The organism is Swingsia samuiensis (assembly GCF_006542355.1).
GTDB lineage: Bacteria > Pseudomonadota > Alphaproteobacteria > Acetobacterales > Acetobacteraceae > Gluconobacter > Gluconobacter samuiensis.
In genome coordinates this window covers 1,082,331-1,100,471 of record NZ_CP038141.1, presented here as the reverse complement: position 1 = coordinate 1,100,471, position 18,141 = coordinate 1,082,331, and the positions used below count along the sequence as shown (strand labels likewise).

At 44.2% G+C, this 18,141-nt stretch carries 16 protein-coding genes; 12 read left to right on the top strand and 4 right to left on the bottom strand.

Annotated elements, in window-relative coordinates:
• Position 1 precedes the first annotated feature (1 nt).
• Positions 2–160: a hypothetical protein gene (locus tag E3D00_RS10525; RefSeq protein ID WP_181441932.1), complete on the bottom strand. Its 159-nt coding sequence runs from the start codon at positions 158–160 to the stop codon at positions 2–4.
• Positions 161–232: 72 nt separating this feature from the next.
• Here E3D00_RS10525 and E3D00_RS05065 point away from each other — a divergent pair, with 72 nt between their 5' ends.
• The 5 genes from E3D00_RS05065 to mdoH all read left to right on the top strand — a co-directional run bounded on the left by E3D00_RS05065 (position 233) and on the right by mdoH (position 7,254).
• A complete protein-coding gene (locus E3D00_RS05065) occupies positions 233–1,558 on the top strand; it encodes an anthranilate synthase component I family protein (RefSeq protein WP_141460516.1) in 1,326 nt (441 codons plus the stop codon).
• Positions 1,555–2,364, top strand: a complete 810-nt coding sequence (locus E3D00_RS05060; RefSeq protein WP_141460514.1) for an aminotransferase class IV — start codon at positions 1,555–1,557, stop codon at positions 2,362–2,364. The genes E3D00_RS05065 and E3D00_RS05060 overlap by 4 nt, the downstream gene beginning before the upstream one ends.
• 290 nt (positions 2,365–2,654) lie before the next feature.
• A complete protein-coding gene (locus E3D00_RS05055) occupies positions 2,655–3,791 on the top strand; it encodes a hypothetical protein (protein WP_141460512.1) in 1,137 nt (378 codons plus the stop codon).
• A gap of 27 nt (positions 3,792–3,818) precedes the next feature.
• Complete coding sequence (locus E3D00_RS05050; RefSeq protein WP_181441931.1) at positions 3,819–4,946, top strand: polysaccharide biosynthesis/export family protein; 1,128 nt, start codon at positions 3,819–3,821, stop codon at positions 4,944–4,946.
• A 19-nt stretch (positions 4,947–4,965) separates the two neighbouring features.
• On the top strand, positions 4,966–7,254 hold the full coding sequence (gene mdoH / locus E3D00_RS05045; protein ID WP_141460508.1) for a glucans biosynthesis glucosyltransferase MdoH: 2,289 nt from the start codon (positions 4,966–4,968) through the stop codon (positions 7,252–7,254).
• A gap of 45 nt (positions 7,255–7,299) precedes the next feature.
• Here the strand turns inward: mdoH and E3D00_RS05040 are convergent, their stop codons facing one another.
• From E3D00_RS05040 to E3D00_RS05030, 3 genes are all read right to left on the bottom strand, one after another.
• Positions 7,300–7,995: a hypothetical protein gene (locus tag E3D00_RS05040; protein WP_141460506.1), complete on the bottom strand. Its 696-nt coding sequence runs from the start codon at positions 7,993–7,995 to the stop codon at positions 7,300–7,302.
• Positions 7,996–8,130: 135 nt separating this feature from the next.
• Complete coding sequence (locus tag E3D00_RS05035; RefSeq protein ID WP_141460504.1) at positions 8,131–9,093, bottom strand: hypothetical protein; 963 nt, start codon at positions 9,091–9,093, stop codon at positions 8,131–8,133.
• Between the two features lie 186 nt (positions 9,094–9,279).
• Complete coding sequence (locus tag E3D00_RS05030; protein ID WP_141460502.1) at positions 9,280–9,987, bottom strand: pirin family protein; 708 nt, start codon at positions 9,985–9,987, stop codon at positions 9,280–9,282.
• 101 nt (positions 9,988–10,088) lie between these two features.
• Here E3D00_RS05030 and E3D00_RS05025 point away from each other — a divergent pair, with 101 nt between their 5' ends.
• The 7 genes from E3D00_RS05025 (at position 10,089) to coaD (ending at position 18,128) form a co-directional block, all read left to right on the top strand.
• On the top strand, positions 10,089–11,003 hold the full coding sequence (locus E3D00_RS05025) for a LysR family transcriptional regulator (RefSeq protein ID WP_141462380.1): 915 nt from the start codon (positions 10,089–10,091) through the stop codon (positions 11,001–11,003).
• A gap of 144 nt (positions 11,004–11,147) precedes the next feature.
• A complete protein-coding gene (locus E3D00_RS05020) occupies positions 11,148–11,762 on the top strand; it encodes a YceI family protein (protein ID WP_141460500.1) in 615 nt (204 codons plus the stop codon).
• Between the two features lie 5 nt (positions 11,763–11,767).
• Entirely contained in the window at positions 11,768–12,358 is a 591-nt protein-coding gene (locus E3D00_RS05015; RefSeq protein WP_141460498.1) for a cytochrome b, read from the top strand.
• 24 nt (positions 12,359–12,382) lie between these two features.
• Positions 12,383–12,952 carry a YceI family protein gene (locus E3D00_RS05010; RefSeq protein ID WP_141460496.1) on the top strand — a complete coding sequence of 190 codons (570 nt, stop codon included), beginning with the start codon at positions 12,383–12,385 and terminating at the stop codon, positions 12,950–12,952.
• Positions 12,953–13,068: 116 nt separating this feature from the next.
• On the top strand, positions 13,069–14,625 hold the full coding sequence (locus E3D00_RS05005; RefSeq protein ID WP_141460494.1) for a carbohydrate porin: 1,557 nt from the start codon (positions 13,069–13,071) through the stop codon (positions 14,623–14,625).
• 199 nt (positions 14,626–14,824) lie between these two features.
• A complete protein-coding gene (gene gyrA, locus E3D00_RS05000; protein WP_246091520.1) occupies positions 14,825–17,617 on the top strand; it encodes a DNA gyrase subunit A in 2,793 nt (930 codons plus the stop codon).
• Entirely contained in the window at positions 17,598–18,128 is a 531-nt protein-coding gene (gene coaD / locus E3D00_RS04995) for a pantetheine-phosphate adenylyltransferase (RefSeq protein WP_141460490.1), read from the top strand. The genes gyrA and coaD overlap by 20 nt, the downstream gene beginning before the upstream one ends.
• The last annotated feature ends 13 nt before the right edge of the window (positions 18,129–18,141 follow it).

The window sequence follows — 18,141 nt, the reverse complement described above, 5'->3', positions numbered from 1 at the left end:
TTTATACTGGTCCGCCTTGATACCCATAACTACTGACACCGACCCCAACATTCCCAAAGCCATCGCCTCGGAACTGCCGAGTGCCTTGGCTTCCATAATCAGGGCCGCATGCAGAAAGAGATGTTAATAAGATCAAGGCAAAAACTAATCTAATTTTCACGTCTAATACCTTCCAATTATATATATTCTCTTATGTTATACGCCTATGACCGCATTCAATATAAGTTAAAAAATGATTATTAATCCGTTAGTTCAAGAACTCCCTTGGAAACCGCCCTCTGATGCACTCTCTTTACTAAAAGATCAGCCTTGGGCTGCTTTTCTCGATAGCGGCGGTTCTACACAAACTCAACGCGGGCGTTGGAGCTATATTGGTCTTTATCCCTCTGAAACGTTAACCGTTGAGAAGAATAACATTATCCGTAACGATCAATACGTTTCAGGCTCTGTATGGGATCATTTACAAGAAATGGCCCAATCCGTTCAGCACACTCTCTCAACCCATATTCCTTTTTATAATGGTGTTATTGGAATGGCTTCTTATGAAGCAGGGTTATATTTAGAGAATGTTCTCTCCCGCCATCACTCATGTACGCCACTTTTTATCGCCGCGACTTATAATAATATTCTTGCTTTTGATCGGCAGGAGCAAAAATGCTGGTGGGTGAGTAAAGATCAGCTTCCACCGCCAACATGGCCGTATCCCTTCTCTCAAAATCAACCGCTCTCTCTAGATTTCCAAGCTGAGCAATCCTCTGAATTGTATCAGCGCTCTGTTCAAAAGATTATTAATTATATCGGCGCAGGTGATATCTTTCAGGCCAACCTTACTATGCGCTGGTTTGCTAAAATCCCGTATGATTTTAATGAAATTGCTGCTTATGATATCTTACGCACCACCTCTCCAGCTCCTTTTGGCGCTTACCTCAAATCACCTCATTTTTCCTTACTAAGCGCCTCTGTCGAGCGATTTATTTCTCTCAGTTCGGATGGACGGATTGAAACACGCCCTATTAAGGGAACAGCCCCTCTTGGCAAAACTGCACAAGAGCAAGAATTTTACACAGCAAAACTTGCCTCAGATCCAAAAGAAAATGCTGAAAATCTGATGATTACCGATTTAATGCGTAATGATATTGGTAAAATAAGCCAGCTTGGATCTGTACATGTTCCTGAATTGTCGCGCGTCGAACAGTTCCAACATGTGTTACACCTCGTCTCCAGCGTGCAGGGTAAAATTCAAACAGGTTTTACCGCAATCGACTTACTAAAAGCGACCTTACCCCCTGGTTCAGTTACTGGGGCTCCCAAAAAACGGGCCCTCGAAATTATTGATGAAGTGGAAACGTCCAGTCGCGGAGCGTATTGTGGGAGTGTCTTTCGTATTGGGCAAGACGGCTCATTGGATAGCTCTGTCATTATTCGAAGTATCTCCAGAACACCATCTCACCTTTCTATCGGAGCAGGAGGGGGAATTACATGGCTTTCAGACCCTCAAAAAGAATATAATGAAACGCTTCTAAAAGCCGCTCCTCTCTTAAAGGCCTTCCAAAAATGACGGACTATGTGTGGCTGAACGGAAATATCCAACCTCTGAATGACACGTCCATACACCCACGAGATCGGGGGTTCCTGCTAGGGGATGGGTTGTTTGAAACCATGCGGATCAAAAATAGACATATTCCTAAGTTTTCAGACCACATTGAACGGCTTTTGCATGGGTGCCGTATCTTAATGCTCCCTCCTCCTCGTATTCATATTTTGGAAAAAGCTATTTCCGATCTGATCTCCCTCAACCATATTCACAATGGCTCACTGCGGCTAACGCTCTCTCGCGGGTGTGGACCAAGGGGAATTACCCCGCCCACGGCCTCTTCCCCAACAGTGTTTATTCAAGTTTTTCCTCAAAGCGCGCAATCAAAGCTAATAGAACGCCTTTGCATTAACTCTCAATATAAAAGAGATGCTTTATCTCCACTTACAGCGGTCAAATCACTCAATTATCTTCCTTTCATTTTAGCTAAAATGAAAGCACAGCAAGATGGTTTCGATGACGCTATATTGCTAAATCATAATAATTCGATTGCGGATTCAACTTCAGCAAATATTCTCTATCTCATGAACAATAACCTTTACACGCCTCCTCTAAAGGATGGTGCGTTACCTGGAATATCCCGAAAATCACTTATTCAAAATAACGCCTGTGTAGAACGATCCATTTGCCCTGCTGAAATCAGCAATATCACGTCTATTTGGCTCATATCCGCCCTTTCTATTCGTGAAATAAGCCATGTTGGTAAATATTGTTTAGAAGTTAATAAAGACAAAACAATAGATATTTCAACACTGTTATTTAACGAATGAAAAATGCTTATCAGACGCAGTCATAAAATTGATATATGTCAAAAAATAAGTAAAAAATAATTATGAATTTGATTGCATAAAATCATTTTCCTAGTAGAAACATTAAGAAATAAACAATTATCAATATAATAAATCTATACTAAATTTTTTTATTTTGTTTTCTTTCTTAAAAAGATGCTTTTTTTGTTTTTGTTCTTTTTATAAGGATAAACTTATTAAAAAAATAAAAACTATACTTTATAGAAATCATTATTGAGGAAATAGATTAAAGACTTTCGAAGGAGGTATCTATGCCAACAACATTCGACGCAAAGCTCAGTCGATTCATAAAACGCAGTAACAAAGAGATTCCTGTTGACATAAAAAACAAATTCCAATCTCAAAAAGCCAACAAGTTTAACTTGTCTAAAAAAACGTTATACACACTGCTCATTCCTAACCTTTTAGCCATCTCCTATTTCGGGCTTATCGCTACTCCAACATTTGAATCTGAATCGATTATTTTAGTAAAAAGCCCCCAAAAATCTTCAGCAAACCTAAAAAACATTCTTTCTGGAGATAATAATGATGATACCTCTGGGGCATGGATTGTTAAAAATAGAGCCCTATCGTGGGATCAGTTTCTCTCTATAAATACCAAATTTAATTTATATGATGTTTATTCTAACGCAGACTTCATTTCACGCTTTGGTGGCTTCAAAAGTCTCTTTAGTACAAGTGATGTTTCACTCTGGAATTATTACAAAAACAATACGAATGTCTCTATCGATGAGCAGACAGGTATTACAAAAATTTCCGTTAATTCTTTCTCACCAGTCTTATCTGAAAAAATTTCGTCTGAGTTACTCAAGGACGTTTCCAATCATCTCAATCATTTAAATGATCTGGAAGGTGCAGATTTTGTTGCCTCAGCTCGCACAGAAGTTGCCGATATGCGCAAAGCTGTTGCTTTAGATGCAGCCAATATTGCTGCATGGCGCACACATACAAACCTTTTAGCGCCTGAAAAAGACTATGCCGCTTTATCAGAAGAGGCTCTAGCTCTCGATTCAAAGCAAATGGATCTCAATAGCGATTTTCAAATCGGCCACCTGTATGAAAGTAACAACCCTAAAGTTGCTTCCCTCAAAGCAAGAATAGATATTCTGAAAAAGAACTCTTCTCATTTACGAGAAGTATCAAAATCTATTTTTTCTCAGGCTACAAACTATGAAAGCCTGATTTTAAAACAAAATACCGATGCAAAACTACTCGAAACGGCCGAAACAGCCCTTCAGGAAGCCGTTATTAAGAGCAAGCAAAATCAATATTACCTCCAAACCATCAGCCAACCCTCAACCCCACACTCTCCTACCGGGCCTAATCGCTTAAAAGCCATCCTCATTGTGTTGGCCCTATCGCTCCTCATCCGCTTTGTCATTTCCTAAACCTTCATGATCAGCGAGACCTTTACGATGAAACTTAAGCAGCTCCCTCTCTCAGTCGCCCTCCTTAGCGGACTCGTTTTCCTTCCTCTTACATCATGCTCTCTGCCCAATGCTGGCCCCTTAGCAGAGCCTGTTGAAAAAACACGCAATGTTCATATTGTGAACGTAACGCCTGAAATTGCGAACGCAATGAATGTGGCAGAGAACCAGAAAAAAGAGAAAGATCTTACAGAAGCACTTTACTTCCTGAATAATAGTTCGCCCTACAGAACAACATCCATTCATCCGGGCGATACTTTAAATATCTCGTTATGGAGCTTCCAAGGTGCTGACGAGAGTTCTCTTGCAACCTCCCCGTCTCAAGCCCCACAAAAAACGGCGCTCGGCTCTTTCCAGGTTAATACCGCCGGAAATATTACACTCCCTTATGTCGGTAGTATTCGCGTAGCAGGCAAAACACCTGACCAAGCCCGTAGATCTATTGTGTCCTCTTATGTGAGACGCAATATCGTCAATGATCCAGACATAACCGTAGATGTTGCCTCCACCCAAACCGGAATCACTGTAACAGGCTCAATCGGGCAACCCAAAATTCTCTCATGGTCTCCAGGGGGCATGTCCCTCTCTCAAGCCATTACATTAGCACTCGGCAATGGAACATCTTCGTTAAGCGAGAATAGTAATCTCGATAAAAACACAAATGCCATTCGTGTATCTGTCGTTCGGCATGAGCAAGAGGCACAACTCCCCATTTCCGTCGCTCTGGAAAAAGACATCGCTCTTCAACCCGCAGACAAAGTTATCATCAAGAAAGAATCCCCTGTGCAAGTCGTTGTGATGGGTGGCGGGATCAACCACAACGGACTGTATGGTTTTGGTGAATCTCCTTCCTTGTCAGGCACACTCGCGCAAGCACAAGGCTTAAACCCCAATTCTGCAAATAGTACGCGTATCTTTGTCTTTAGAAGAGAGCCTAACTCTCAAATGTCTCTCTATGTTTTCTCATGGAAAGACGGGAATGGTCTTATCGCCGCACAAGACTTCCCGATCAAAAATAAAGACGTCGTCTATGTCGCTGAATCACCCATGGTTCCTATTGCGCGCGTCATTAACACAATATTCCAAATGGCACTCCCAGCAGCCATCTTACGCTAAATGGGGATGATATTCTGATATGACTGATTTTCGCGCATATCTAAAAGCAGCCGGTTTATCTGAAGCCGAAGCGCATGAGCAGAATAGAAATCTAGATTCTTGGGAAGATTTTTTCCACTGGATGGATCATCACACCCAAGATGAGGAGCTACCATCTGCCAAGCGCACCTCCATCGGCGCTCCTCAACTCGATCTCTGCTGGAAGGCTGCTCTTTTCCGGCGCTTCCACGCTATGCGCGATCAAGGGCTTCCTGTTGGAAGCCCCCCAAGCTGGACAGACGTTATTGAGAAACGCAGACATATCTCTTTATGCGTTACCCTCTCCTTAACAGCTATTTTAAGCTGGATTTCTGCATCCACTCTCTCTTCGGAGCATATTTCTCTTACGTTAAGTGCTATTTATACGGCACTCTACACCGTTATGATATTTTTTATCATATCAACCTTTTCAAAACTAATCTTGGGAACCTGGCATGCCCTCCGAGGGCCTAATGCCAATCCGTGGCACCCTAGTCACTCTGCGCGAGACCCTCTTCCTGATTCCAAGGTAGCCGTTCTTTTTCCTGTTTATCATGAAGACCCCGCTCGCGTATCAGCTGGCATAATTTCTGTAGCCAAATCTCTTGAGCGTCATGCGCCTGAGCATATCAAAAACTACGAATTTTTCTTTCTGTCCGACAGCCGGCAAGCCAATTATCGTATTGCTGAACTCGCCGCATTAATTCAAGTTCGAAAAGCTTGCCCTAACTTTTCCATTCATTACCGGTGGCGCAAATCAAACGATCACGCCAAATTAGGAAACGTTACAGATTTTTGCAGACGTTGGGGTAGTCGCTTCAAATATATGCTCGTCATGGATGCCGATAGCCTCATGAATGGCGCAACCATTCAAAAACTCTTTCGCATGATGGAAGGCAATCACCGCCTCGGCATTCTACAAACCAGCCCAACGCCTGTATTACGTGAAAGCCTTTTTGGGAGAATGCAACAATTTGCCGGGCGCCTTTATGGCACGGCTTTCTCCTACAGTATGCAAGCCATGAATATGGGCCATGCCTCATACATCGGTCATAACGCCCTCATTCGTATACAGCCTTTTGTGGACCACTGCCTACTTCCAGAATTATCAGGTACAAGCCCTTGGGGAGGAAAGCCCCTTAGCCACGATATTATTGAAGCCGCTTTTATGGCTCGTGCAGGCTACGAAGTGTGGCTTTTACCAGAACTTGAAGGAAGTTATGAGGAAATACCCTCCAACCTTCTAAGCTTTCTCATTCGGGAACGCCGCTGGATGCAAGGAAACTTACAGCACATCCGTCTCCTTTTTATTGAAGGTATTCGTCCCGTTCATCGAGAGACCTTCATCACCGGTGTCATGGCCTATGTATCAGCGCCTTTATGGGCCATCTTCTTGATTGTCTCAGCATGGTACATGACCTTTTACATTCAAACATTCCAATTCTCGCTTGATATGATGGGGTCTTTATCCCTGCCTTCCATCATGATGCTCGCATCAACAATTGTTTTCCTTTTTGCCCCCCGCGTTTTTGCCATCCTTCAGAACTTGCCACATGCTAAATCTCAACGGTTTGGTGGTAAGATTAAAATGATTGCGTCAACCCTAGCCGAAACACTGTTTTCGTTCTTTTTTGCCCCGATCATGATGGCATTCCTGACACGTTTTACATGGCTTTGGATCAAAAGACGCAGCATTTCATGGGGCAATCAACAACGGGATGATGATGCCTTACCATGGAAAATGTGCTTAAAACATTTTGGATGGACTTCCAGCTTAGGGATCCTGATCACAGGGTATCTCATCTACAAACTATACATGATCCCTACTCAGGCGATCTTAATGTTCCACCTTATGAACGGACATTTTGCCCTTCCTAATAGTATACTTTTCTGGTTCTTCCCGATTTTATCAGGGCTTATCTTCAGTGTGTTTATTGCTCGCTTAACCAGCTTTTCATTCCCTGCTCTTCTTAAAGCTAAATGGTTTATGATCCCTGAAGAGCACGAAGTACCTCTTGAAATTACTCAAATGCTGGAATGGGATGAAAAAGTTAGATCAACAATCCCTGACCCAGAAAATCTGGAGCATTGCATCCAATACGCGTTAAATAGTCCAGACTTCTACGTTGCGCAGAGAGCACGGGCGCGTCATATTTCTCGTTTTTATTCTAACGTTTCGGAAAAAATGACTCTCAATAAGAAACTAACAATTGATGAGTTCATGACCGCTTTATCTGAGAAAAAAGCGTTAGACGAAATTTTGAGACTTTATAACTATAAACAATCTTAAAAAATAAGGGGGCCATAATAGGCCCCCTTACCGATCTCATCTTAATTAAGAAGAGAATGTAACGTAGTTATCATGTTGATTACCTACAGCGATTTTATGCTGTGGGCTTGTTCCTGCTGCGGCAGATCTATTAATAGTCTCTGTCTCTGAGTAGCTTTGATGCACATTATTAAGATGCAGATCGCTCGTAAAATTCACATCATGTATATCACTGAAGATGGAAGTATAACTATTATTGGAATTTTGGTTGTTTCCAATAATAAAATGGAACCCTGATCCAGATTCATTACCGCCAATGCTGATACCAGGATCTTGACCGGCTGGCAAAGAACCAACCTCTTTGCCGTTTACATAGATCTTTCCGTTTTCAGTTTTCATCGATGAAATCCCTTGTGGTGGAATTTCAATTCTCACTCCGTTAATGATCATAACGCCATTACCGGATGTATTTCCATCTGAATTGATGCTGATTGATGTATTGTGGTTTTCTTTAGCTTGACGTTCTCTTTCTGCGCGTTGAGCTGCTTTTGCTTTTTCTCTCTCAGCACGTTGCTGTTCTTTTTCTTTTAACCGCGCGGCTCTTGCCTGCTCTTTTTCAACACGACGCTGTTCAGCTTCCATCAACCGTGCGGCTCTTGCCTGCTCTCTCTCTGCCTCTTTCTGAGCGATTTCAGCAGCGCGATCGTTATCATAACCATCTTCAGAGTCATAATCGTAGTCATAGTCTTCGTAACGAAGCATATAATGTTCCTTTTTTAGGATTAAATCACGAGGGAGAAATTCTATATTAAATATTAATTTAAATAAATATAATGAATTTTAATTTTTTACAAAAGTAAGGAGGAAGCTCTAACCCCTCCTTACTTACTCTTTAACTTACGAAGTGAATGTAACGTAGTTATCGTGTGAATTACCTACAGCAATTTTATGCTGTGGGCTTGTTCCAACTACAGCAGATTTATTAGCATTGTCTGTCGAAGAGTGTTTTTGAGTCGAATTATTATTAGACACTTTATCCGTGGAGCCAACATTCCACAGACTAAAAATTGTGTTATTGCTGTTATTACTGTTCTGGCCGTTTATAACTCCAAAATTAATTGTTGAATTGCCACCATCATTACCAAATTCGATGTTCTCAGACCCGATGATCGAATTATTATTAGACACTTTATCCACGGAACCAACATTCCACAGACTAAAAATTGTGTTATTGCTGTTATTGCTGTTCTGGCCGTTTATAACTCCAAAATTAATTGTTGAATTGCCACAATCATTACCAATTTGGATGCCCTCAGACCCGGTGGATATGCCCGTATTACCGCCGCCAAAGAGATTCACATTACTTATACCATCAGGACCAATATGCGAGATAGTACCATGACCGTTATCAATTGTGATGCCACCAAAAGACTTATTCGATGGAGAGAACTTCACTTCAGTTCCGTTCACTAACAACTTACCATTATTATAATTAATGGAAGTGATGTGCTGATCTTTCTGCAAATGAAGATCAACTTTTTGTCCATTAACAGTAAGAGTGTCACCTTTTGCTGACACAGTCGGTACAGGGTCTTTAGCTGTTCCAGAAACTGAGACAGAAACGCCAAGCATAGTCGCGTTTATTTTTGTAGAACCAGTGGAGATCTGTACATTGTTCCCACCACCCTGAGCGTTCGAAGCCTTCTGAGCAGCTGCGATTGATTTTTGAATAGAACTGGCAAGAGCAGTTCCAAAATTTTTAGCACTCGCTGGGTCAAATGGATTAAAACTCAAGTTAGAGCCCTCATCATTAGCATCGTCATAATCATCGTCGTTATAATCATAATCATAATCAGCCATAGTAAAGCCCTTTCAATAACCGAGTTGTGAATAGGCTTTATATAGTAAAATATTTTTTATAAGTAAAGATTATATGACAATTTAGCTCTATTTGATTGTTAAAAAATAAAGAATAAAAATAATTTTTCTTTATTTATCAAAGACTAAGAGAGCTAGAGTACTTTTTCTCGTACTCTAGCTTTTACATTATTGAACGGGCGACGTATCAACCATCACAACTTCAGAATCTTCTAAAGCCTTAACAATGAGAAGATCTGTCTTAGAAATGGCGGCCCCATCACGTTCATTTACCGTCTTTCCTTGGATTTCCACTTTCCCTTTTGCAGGGACAAGATATGCTAAGCGGTCTTCGCCTAAATGATACTCAGCCGTTTGACCGGCCTTTAAATTGGCAGCCAAAACCCGACTATTAGCATGAATCTGAAGGGCATCCCCATCATTTGCATATCCTGATGCCAAAATCGTAAAAGCACCTTCGCGGTCTGTTTTTGGAAACGGGCGCGTCCCCCAAGATGCTTTATGACCTTGCTGACTTGGAATAATCCAGATCTGGAAAATACGCGTTGTTTCGTCTTCGAGATTGTACTCGCTGTGACGAACCCCTGTTCCCGCAGACATTACCTGAACATCGCCTGCAACAGTACGTCCTTTATTCCCAAGGTTGTCCTGATGGGTAATGGCCCCTTCACGTACGTAGGTTATGATTTCCATATCCGCATGAGGGTGTGTGGGAAAACCCGTGCCCGGCGCAATGGTATCATCATTCCATACTCTTAAATCGCCCCAATGCATTCTATTAGGGTCAAAATAATTAGCAAAGGAAAAATGGTGCTTTGCTTGTAACCAACCATGGTCTGCTGAACCAAGACCAGAAAAAGGTCTAACTTCTATCATAAATATCTCCTTTCTTCAGAAACTATGAAGCTAAAATATTGCTCTCACACCTGCAAAGAAATAGAAATGAACGAAACAGTGAGTTTCCTTTTAGGTTAATGATGAGATTACCAGATTTTGAAGCATGGGCCATTTTTGCAAAAGTCGCTGAACGCGGCTCTTTCGCACGCGCCGCCGAAGATATTAAACTTTCAAAACCAACGGTATCTAAAGCTGTTACCCGGCTTGAACAAACACTAGGCATCTCTCTTTTTAATCGAAACTCTCGTCAAATGTCTCTTACAGAGACAGGGCGACACGTTTTAGAACACGCCAACCGCATTATCGCTGAAGCCGAGGCTGCAGAAGCCGAAGCAAAAGGAAGTATTCTACAACCAGCTGGAATGGTGCGCATTGCCGCCCCTATGACATTTAGCCTTCAGCACATTGCGCCAATTCTTCCCAAATTTCTTAAGCAATATCCTCACATTGATATCTCACTTGATCTAAGTGATACAGTTATTGATCTTGTCGCCAATGGAGTGGACTTAGCTATTCGGATTGCATCTCTATCCGATTCTGCCTTGAGGGCACGCCATCTATGCCCCGTAAAACTCCTCCTCGTTGCGAGCCCAGCGTGGCTAGACCAAAATGGTCGTCCTTCTCACCCCTCTGAACTGGCTCCTAAAAAAGCTTTTGTTTACACAAACGGCCACTCCCCCGGCATTATTAAGATGCGTCATATTAAAACAAAGGAAGATTATACATTTTATCAATCTTCCCGTTTACAAACGAACAATGCGGAAGCTGTACTCCCGGCCCTGTATGCTCAATTAGGCTTTGGTCTTTTCCCTGAGTTTATGATTGGCGAAAAACTCAAAAGCGGAGAACTCGAGCAAATCTTGCCGGAATGGGAAGTTCCGTCCATCGGGATATACATTGTCACCCCGCCAAGCCCTCTACGGCCAGCTCGTGTGAGTGCCTTCACAGACTTTCTCATCAAGGAGTTTGAAAACCCTCCTTGGGTTCAAAAATAGAAACGTTCTATTTCTTTCATTTCTGTTTTCATTTGTTACTAAAGAATCTAGGTTACACACATGCCAAGGCTTACCGCTCTTTTAAATTTCGGTAAGTTATTTTTTACGATGTATTTTTAGCATCAATTTTAAGGATATGCTCACATGAGCCGCTTTATTCGTTCTCTTTCCGCTCTTTCAGTTATTGCTGCGTCACTTACAGTCCCAGCTATCGCACAAAACGTTCCAAACCCCGGTAAAGTTCAATCTGGAAATTACGTTGTTGAGCCTGCTCATACACAAGTAGGCTTCTCAGTTCTTCACTTTGGTTTCACAAACTACTCAGGTCTTTTTTCAGACGTCTCCGGCGCGCTGAAGCTCAACGCAAAAAATCCTTCAGCTTCCAGCCTGAATGTTACTATTCCTGTAGACTCCGTTCAAACAACCAGCCCTAAGCTTACAGAAGAGCTCAAAGGTTCAAACTGGTTTGACGCTGCAAAATATCCAACAGCGAAATTCGTTTCTACAAAAGTAACACCAAAAGGCTCTCAAGATGCATTGGTTACAGGCAATCTAACCATTCATGGTGTTACAAAGCCAGAAACACTTACAGTTCACTTTATCGGAGCTGGCGTAAACGCTCTTGATAAAAAATACACCACAGGCTTCCAAGCAACAACAACCATTAAACGCAGTGACTTCGGCGTAAAAATGTTTGTTCCTTATGTCAGCGACGAAGTTCGTCTTACAATCGCTGGCGCATTTGAACGTCAGGACTAATTTTAATGTCTACGCAACAGACACGAGTGACACCCGTCACTCGGTATGATGCAGGCGCGATCGTCCTTCACTGGGCGATCGCTTTAGGAATCCTTGTCTTAATTGGCATGGGCCTGATCATGGATCACGCACACCTATCGCCAATGAAAGTTTTTCAACTTTATCAGCTTCACAAATCCATCGGCATTACAGTGATGCTGCTGGTTGTTATCAGAATAGGGTGGAGATTAACTCATCGCGCCCCTCAGCTTCCTGCCGATATGCCTCCCGCAGAACGCAGTGCAGCACATATTTCTCATGGTTTATTATATCTTTTTCAAATTCTTTTACCCTTAAGCGGGTGGGCGATGGTTTCAGCCTCTGTTTTCGCCATTCCTACCGTTTTATATGGACATATTCCTTGGCCTGATTTGCCAATCCTTTCGACACTTCCCAATAAAGCGCCTGTAGAAGCAGCCCTCAAAGTCGTACATCACTGGGCATCTTGGCTTCTTACTGGAGTAATCACCCTCCATATTCTAGCAGCCCTTAGACATCAATTTATTATGCACGACCATATTTTGGGCCAAATGCTCCCATCGTCTAAAAGAAAATAACCTTCTTCTCATAGGAGACTTCGCATGCTTTCTTCATTAAAACGCGGACTACCCCTTGTTGCAGCATTTTTCTTCACATCGGCACCTGCTTTAGCAGCCGACTGGAGTATTGATTCTGCTCACAGCACAATCGGCTTCTCCGGATCACAAACCGGTAGCCCTTTCGACGGCAAATTCAATACATTTGACGGTACAATATCTTTTGACCCAGCCCACCCAGAAACGGGTCACGCGAAAATCAATATTGACGTCACCAGCGCTAAAACAGGCGACCAACAACGCGATGGCGCCATGCCCGGCGCAGATTGGTTCAATGTAGCCAAATTCCCAAAAGCCACTTTCGAAGCAACCAGCTTCACATCTAAAGGTGGTAACGCTTATGAAGCACATGGCACACTCACCATCCGTGGCGTCTCTCAACCTGAAACACTTCCATTCACACTCGATATTTCTGGTGATTCAGCACACGCAGTTGGCCACCTACAGCTTGTTCGTTCTAAATTTGGCGTAGGCCAAGGTCCTTGGGCAACAGGGCAATGGGTTGCACTAGAAGTAAACGTGAATGTTGATATTACAGCACACAAAAAATCTTAATCATCAAAACCAATAATTAAAACCTACACTCTTCTCTAAACTTCTTGTAATGTTACAGGGCCACAGAAGGCGTATCTCTCAACCTTAGGTCCAATAACATTACAAGAGTTTTTTATATGAAGATCCTTCGTCACTCTCTGGCATCCGTCACACGATACAAAAAGAGGGTCGCGGCTCTTTCCGTTCTTCTTGTTACAACAAGTATTACTCCCTACAGCTTCGCAAATACCCTCACCAACAATGAGCTACATCTTTCCCATCAGAAAAAAATATTAAAGCCCCACCTCTCTCCTCAGCAAGAGCAACATATGGCTACTATCTCCAAAGAGAGGGCAGAAGAGAGAGAAAAATCAATTATCGCTGATAAGAAAATGGCCTCCATTTATACTGCGTGGCCACTCCTTCCTACGACAACAAAACGCAATCAGCTCACACGAACAACAGACCCTTCCAAAAGTGATAATCTCTTTGGTGACTGGTGGGGAATGCGTTCATATTTAGAAAAAAATGGTATTGGACTAAGCGTAAACTACCTCGGTGAAATGGCCGCAAACGTTTCAGGAGGAATGCGTAAAGGAGCAGATTACGCCGGTCAGGTTTCAGCAGCAATCGACCTGAACTGGGAAACCCTTATTGGCTGGAAAGGCTTCAGCAGCCACGTTCTCTTCATGAACCGATCAGGTCGCCCTGCCGGCCGTGACTATGTGGGCGATAGCATTTTCAATGAAAACGAAATTTATGGGGCCGGCGGCAACGTCGTCGCCCATTTAGCCTATGCATATGTTCAGCAGATGCTGTGGAAAAATCGTATTGGAATTATAGCAGGCCGAACGGGTGCGGCAGTTTATTTCAACTCTTCGCCCATCTACTGCCACTTCCTGTCTTTTGGTATGTGCCCTACACCAAGAACCATTACAGGCGGCAGTTCCAATGCGTTTGTTATGCCCCCCCAACACAACTGGGCTGCTTTTACAGGGCTAACTCTTCCTTACAATACTTATATCCGTACCGGTATTTCAGCCGTTGGTGGACAACTTGGCGGACACTCCGGCTTTAATTGGTCCAACCACGGGGTTAATGGCGTGATGATCCCCGCTGAAATTGGCTGGACACCTTCTTATGGCAAAAACAAAAATCCAATCCATTTAAAAGCAGGCTTCTACGGCTCTACCGCCTCTGCCCCAGATGTCGCCGTCAATACCACCGGGCAAATCCTCGCAATAAGAGGCGGAGACGCCCAACAACATCGTGGTTACTTTGCAGAATGGGCAGGGGGCGATGTTATGCTCCTTCGCCACGGCTCCGACCCTGACGAAGGCCTCATTCTCTTTGCAGACTACACTCATACCAATAACAAAATATCGATCTATCAGGATATGGGCCTTATCGGTTTCGAAGATCGTGGGTTTTGGAAAAAACGTCCTTTAGATAGTGCTGGCTTAATGTTTATTTACTCAAAACAAAGCCAGTGGCTTCAAAACAGACTATCTGACGATCCAAGAACAGCTAAAATGGCTCAATCCCACACTTCCATCATCGAACTTCAATACGGCCTGCATGCCATGCGCGGGATCGTCATTGTACCAGACTTCCAGTATGTCTTCCGTCCGGGTGGAGCAGGCCGCTACAATGATGCTGCCGTCCTTGGCTTACGCTTGCAAGCTGCCCTTTAATCTAATCGGAAATACACGTTTTCTCAGTCAAAGCTGGATTTAAAACCAGCTTTGACTGAAGCTAGGTGTGGCATGAATGCTACCAATGCGATATAACACAAGAAATATATTTTAGCGTGGTGGACTGAACTTGACCGAGCTGAACGAGCCGACCGACCTTATTCCTGCTGGCCGCATCCCTGTTACAATTGAAGAGGAGATGCGCTCCTCTTATCTGGCCTACGCAATGTCCGTTATTGTTTCGCGTGCATTGCCAGATGTCCGAGACGGTTTAAAGCCTGTCCATCGACGCATTCTCTACGCCATGCGTGAAAGCGGTTTTACCGCTGATAAACCTTACCGCAAATCGGCCCGCGCCGTCGGTGACGTGATGGGTAAATATCACCCGCACGGTGATAGCTCGATTTATGACGCCATGGTGCGTATGGCACAATCTTGGTCCATGCGCGTCAAATTGATTGATGGACAAGGGAATTTTGGTTCTGTTGACGGGGATAGCCCGGCGGCTATGCGTTATACAGAAGCACGCCTTGCCCGCGCCGCTTCCTACCTGCTTGACGATATTGATCGTGATACGGTTGATTTCCAACCGAACTACGATGAAAGCGAAACAGAACCAACCGTTCTCCCCGCATCGTACCCTAACCTTCTCGTTAATGGTGCATCCGGTATTGCCGTTGGGATGGCAACAAACATCCCAACCCATAACCCAACAGAAGTAATTGATGCGACATTAGCGATGATTGCTAATCCTGAGATTAGCCTTGAAGAGTTAATGCAAATTATTCCCGGCCCGGATTTCCCAACAGGTGGAATCATTATGGGTCGCAGCGGTATTCGCAAAGCCTTTGAAACGGGACGAGGGTCTGTTCCTGTTCGTGCACGTGCGGAAATTGAAGAAATTCGTAAAGACCGTCAGGCGATTGTCGTTACCGAAATTCCCTATCAGGTAAATAAGGCTACTCTACAGGAAAAGATTGCTGATCTTGTCCGCTCAAAAGAGATTGAAGGCATTTCTGACATTCGGGACGAAAGTGACCGTTCAGGAATGCGTATCGTTATTGAACTGAAGCGCGACGCAACACCTGAAGTTGTTCTTAATCAGCTCTATCGCTTTACTCAGCTTCAGACATCCTTCAGCGTTAATATGCTGGCCCTTGATGAAGGCAAACCCCGCACCATGGGGATTATGGATGTTTTGCAAGCCTTCATCCGTTTCCGTGAAGACGTTATTCTACGCCGCGCTCGTTATGACTTAAATAAAGTGCGTGACCGTGGGCATTTGCTCGTTGGCCTTGTCATTGCTGTTGCCAATATTGATGAAGTTATCGCTTTAATTCGCGCCGCCCCCGATGCAGCAACAGCCCGTGCAGAGCTGATGGCGCGTCAATGGAATGCAGACGAAGTCATCCCACTGCTTGAGCTTATTCAAGATGAAGGCAACGTTATCATTGATGGTAAGGTTCGTCTGACAGAAGCACAGGCACGCGGCATCTTGGAACTACGCTTACAACGCCTAACAGGCCTTGAGCGTGAAAAGATCCAAGGTGAGTTAGATGAAGTTGCAACCAAAATTGGCGAGCTTCTCAAGATTATTGCAAGCCATGTTCGTCGTATGGAAGTCATGCGTGAAGAGTTGCTTGCTGCACGAGCTGAGATTGCAACCCCGCGCCTATCTGAGATTTCAGATGCGCTTGGGGATCAGTCTGATGAAAGCCTGATTGAGCCGGGCCAAATGGTTGTCACCATTACGCGTGATGGCTTTATCAAAAGAACACCTCTGGACATGTTCCGCTCTCAAAACCGTGGTGGGCGTGGCCGTACCGCAGCAGGCCGCCGTGGTGATGATATCATCATGCAAAGCTTCAATGCGCATACGCACCAATGGGTTCTTTTCTTCTCATCCGGCGGTAAAGCCTACCGCATGAAGGTCTGGCATCTGCCCGAAGCGTCTCCGACCGCCAAAGGACGCGCTTTAGTCAACCTCCTGCCGGAACTCGGGTCTGACTCCATTACAGCCGTTCTTCCATTGCCTCAGGACGAAGACTTGTGGGAAGATCTACACCTCGTCTTTGCAACCGCCAGCGGACATGTGCGGCGTAACCGCCTCAATGACTTCAAAAATATTCGTGCTTCAGGATTAATTGCCATGAAGCTGGATGAGGGGGATTCCCTCATCGGCGTTGCCACCTGTCAGGCTGGGCAGGATGTTTTCTTGGCCACCAAGAATGCGCGTTGCGTCCGTTTCCAAATTACGGATGATATTCTACGCGTCTTTGCAGGCCGTGGCAGTTCTGGTGTCCGAGGCATTCGCTTAGCACCGGGCGATGCGGTCATTTCATTGTGTATCCTCAACCACGTTGAAGCGACGGTCGAAGAAAGAGCCGCTTATCTACGCATGGCAAATGCAAAACGCCGTGCAGAGAATGCAGCTCTTGCCGCTCAAGATGCTTCGGACGAAACGGTTAACGAGGAAGAGAACCTTCCTTCTGATGATGAAGATGGCGAAGAAAATCTTGAGTTCGTCGGGGATCTTACACAAGAACGCTTCGAGGAACTTGAAGCACAAGAAGAGATCCTCCTAACTGTGACAGATGGTGGCTTTGGTCGACGCTCTTCCGCTTATGACTATCGCGTTTCCGGACGTGGCGGAAAAGGGATCACCAACATGACCTTCTCCGCAAACCGCCGTGGAAAGGAAGTGATTGGCACCCTCCCAACACTTCCTGGAACAGATGTAATGCTCATTACAGACACAGGGCGGTTAATCCGCCTTCCTGTAGCGCAAATCCGAGTCATGTCTCGTCAAGCCAGTGGTGTCACACTCTTCCGCCTCAATGATAAAGAAACAGCCATTTCTGTTTTCCCTGTCATGGAAGATGAAGGAGAAGAAGGGGACGCTCTTGATGAAAACCCTTCATCTGAAGAAGCTGTAAGCAATACCCCCTCATCTCCAGCCGATACATCCGGTCATGAACAGTCCAACACCTAAGAACAATCTCAATCATCGTGTCGGGTTTTATCCCGGCACGTTTGACCCGGTAACTTTTGGTCACTTGGATATTATCAACAGAGCGTCTGCGCTTTTTGAGCAGCTCTATATTGGTATTGCCGTCAATGAAGGTAAAAACCCACTTCTGACATTAGACGAGCGTCTTACCCTCATGAGGCAAGAAATAAAGCACTTACGCTACGCAGATCGTATCAAGGTTATGGGGTTTGAAGCACTTTTAGTGGATGCTGTTCGTAAAGTAGGCGCTGGAACGGTTGTGCGAGGCATTCGCTCCGCTGGAGATTTTGATTTTGAAAGCCAGATCTCCGGTGTTTTACGGCGTATGGCTCCTGAAATAGAAACCATATTCCTCCTATCATCCGACGGCCACCATGCAACATCTAGCCGCATTGTTAAAGAAATAGCACGCTTAGGAGGTGATATTTCTCCCTTTGCCAGCAAAGATGTTACTAATTTCGTCTTGTCGAAACTACCTCAAAGGACGACATAGAGAGCGTCCTATA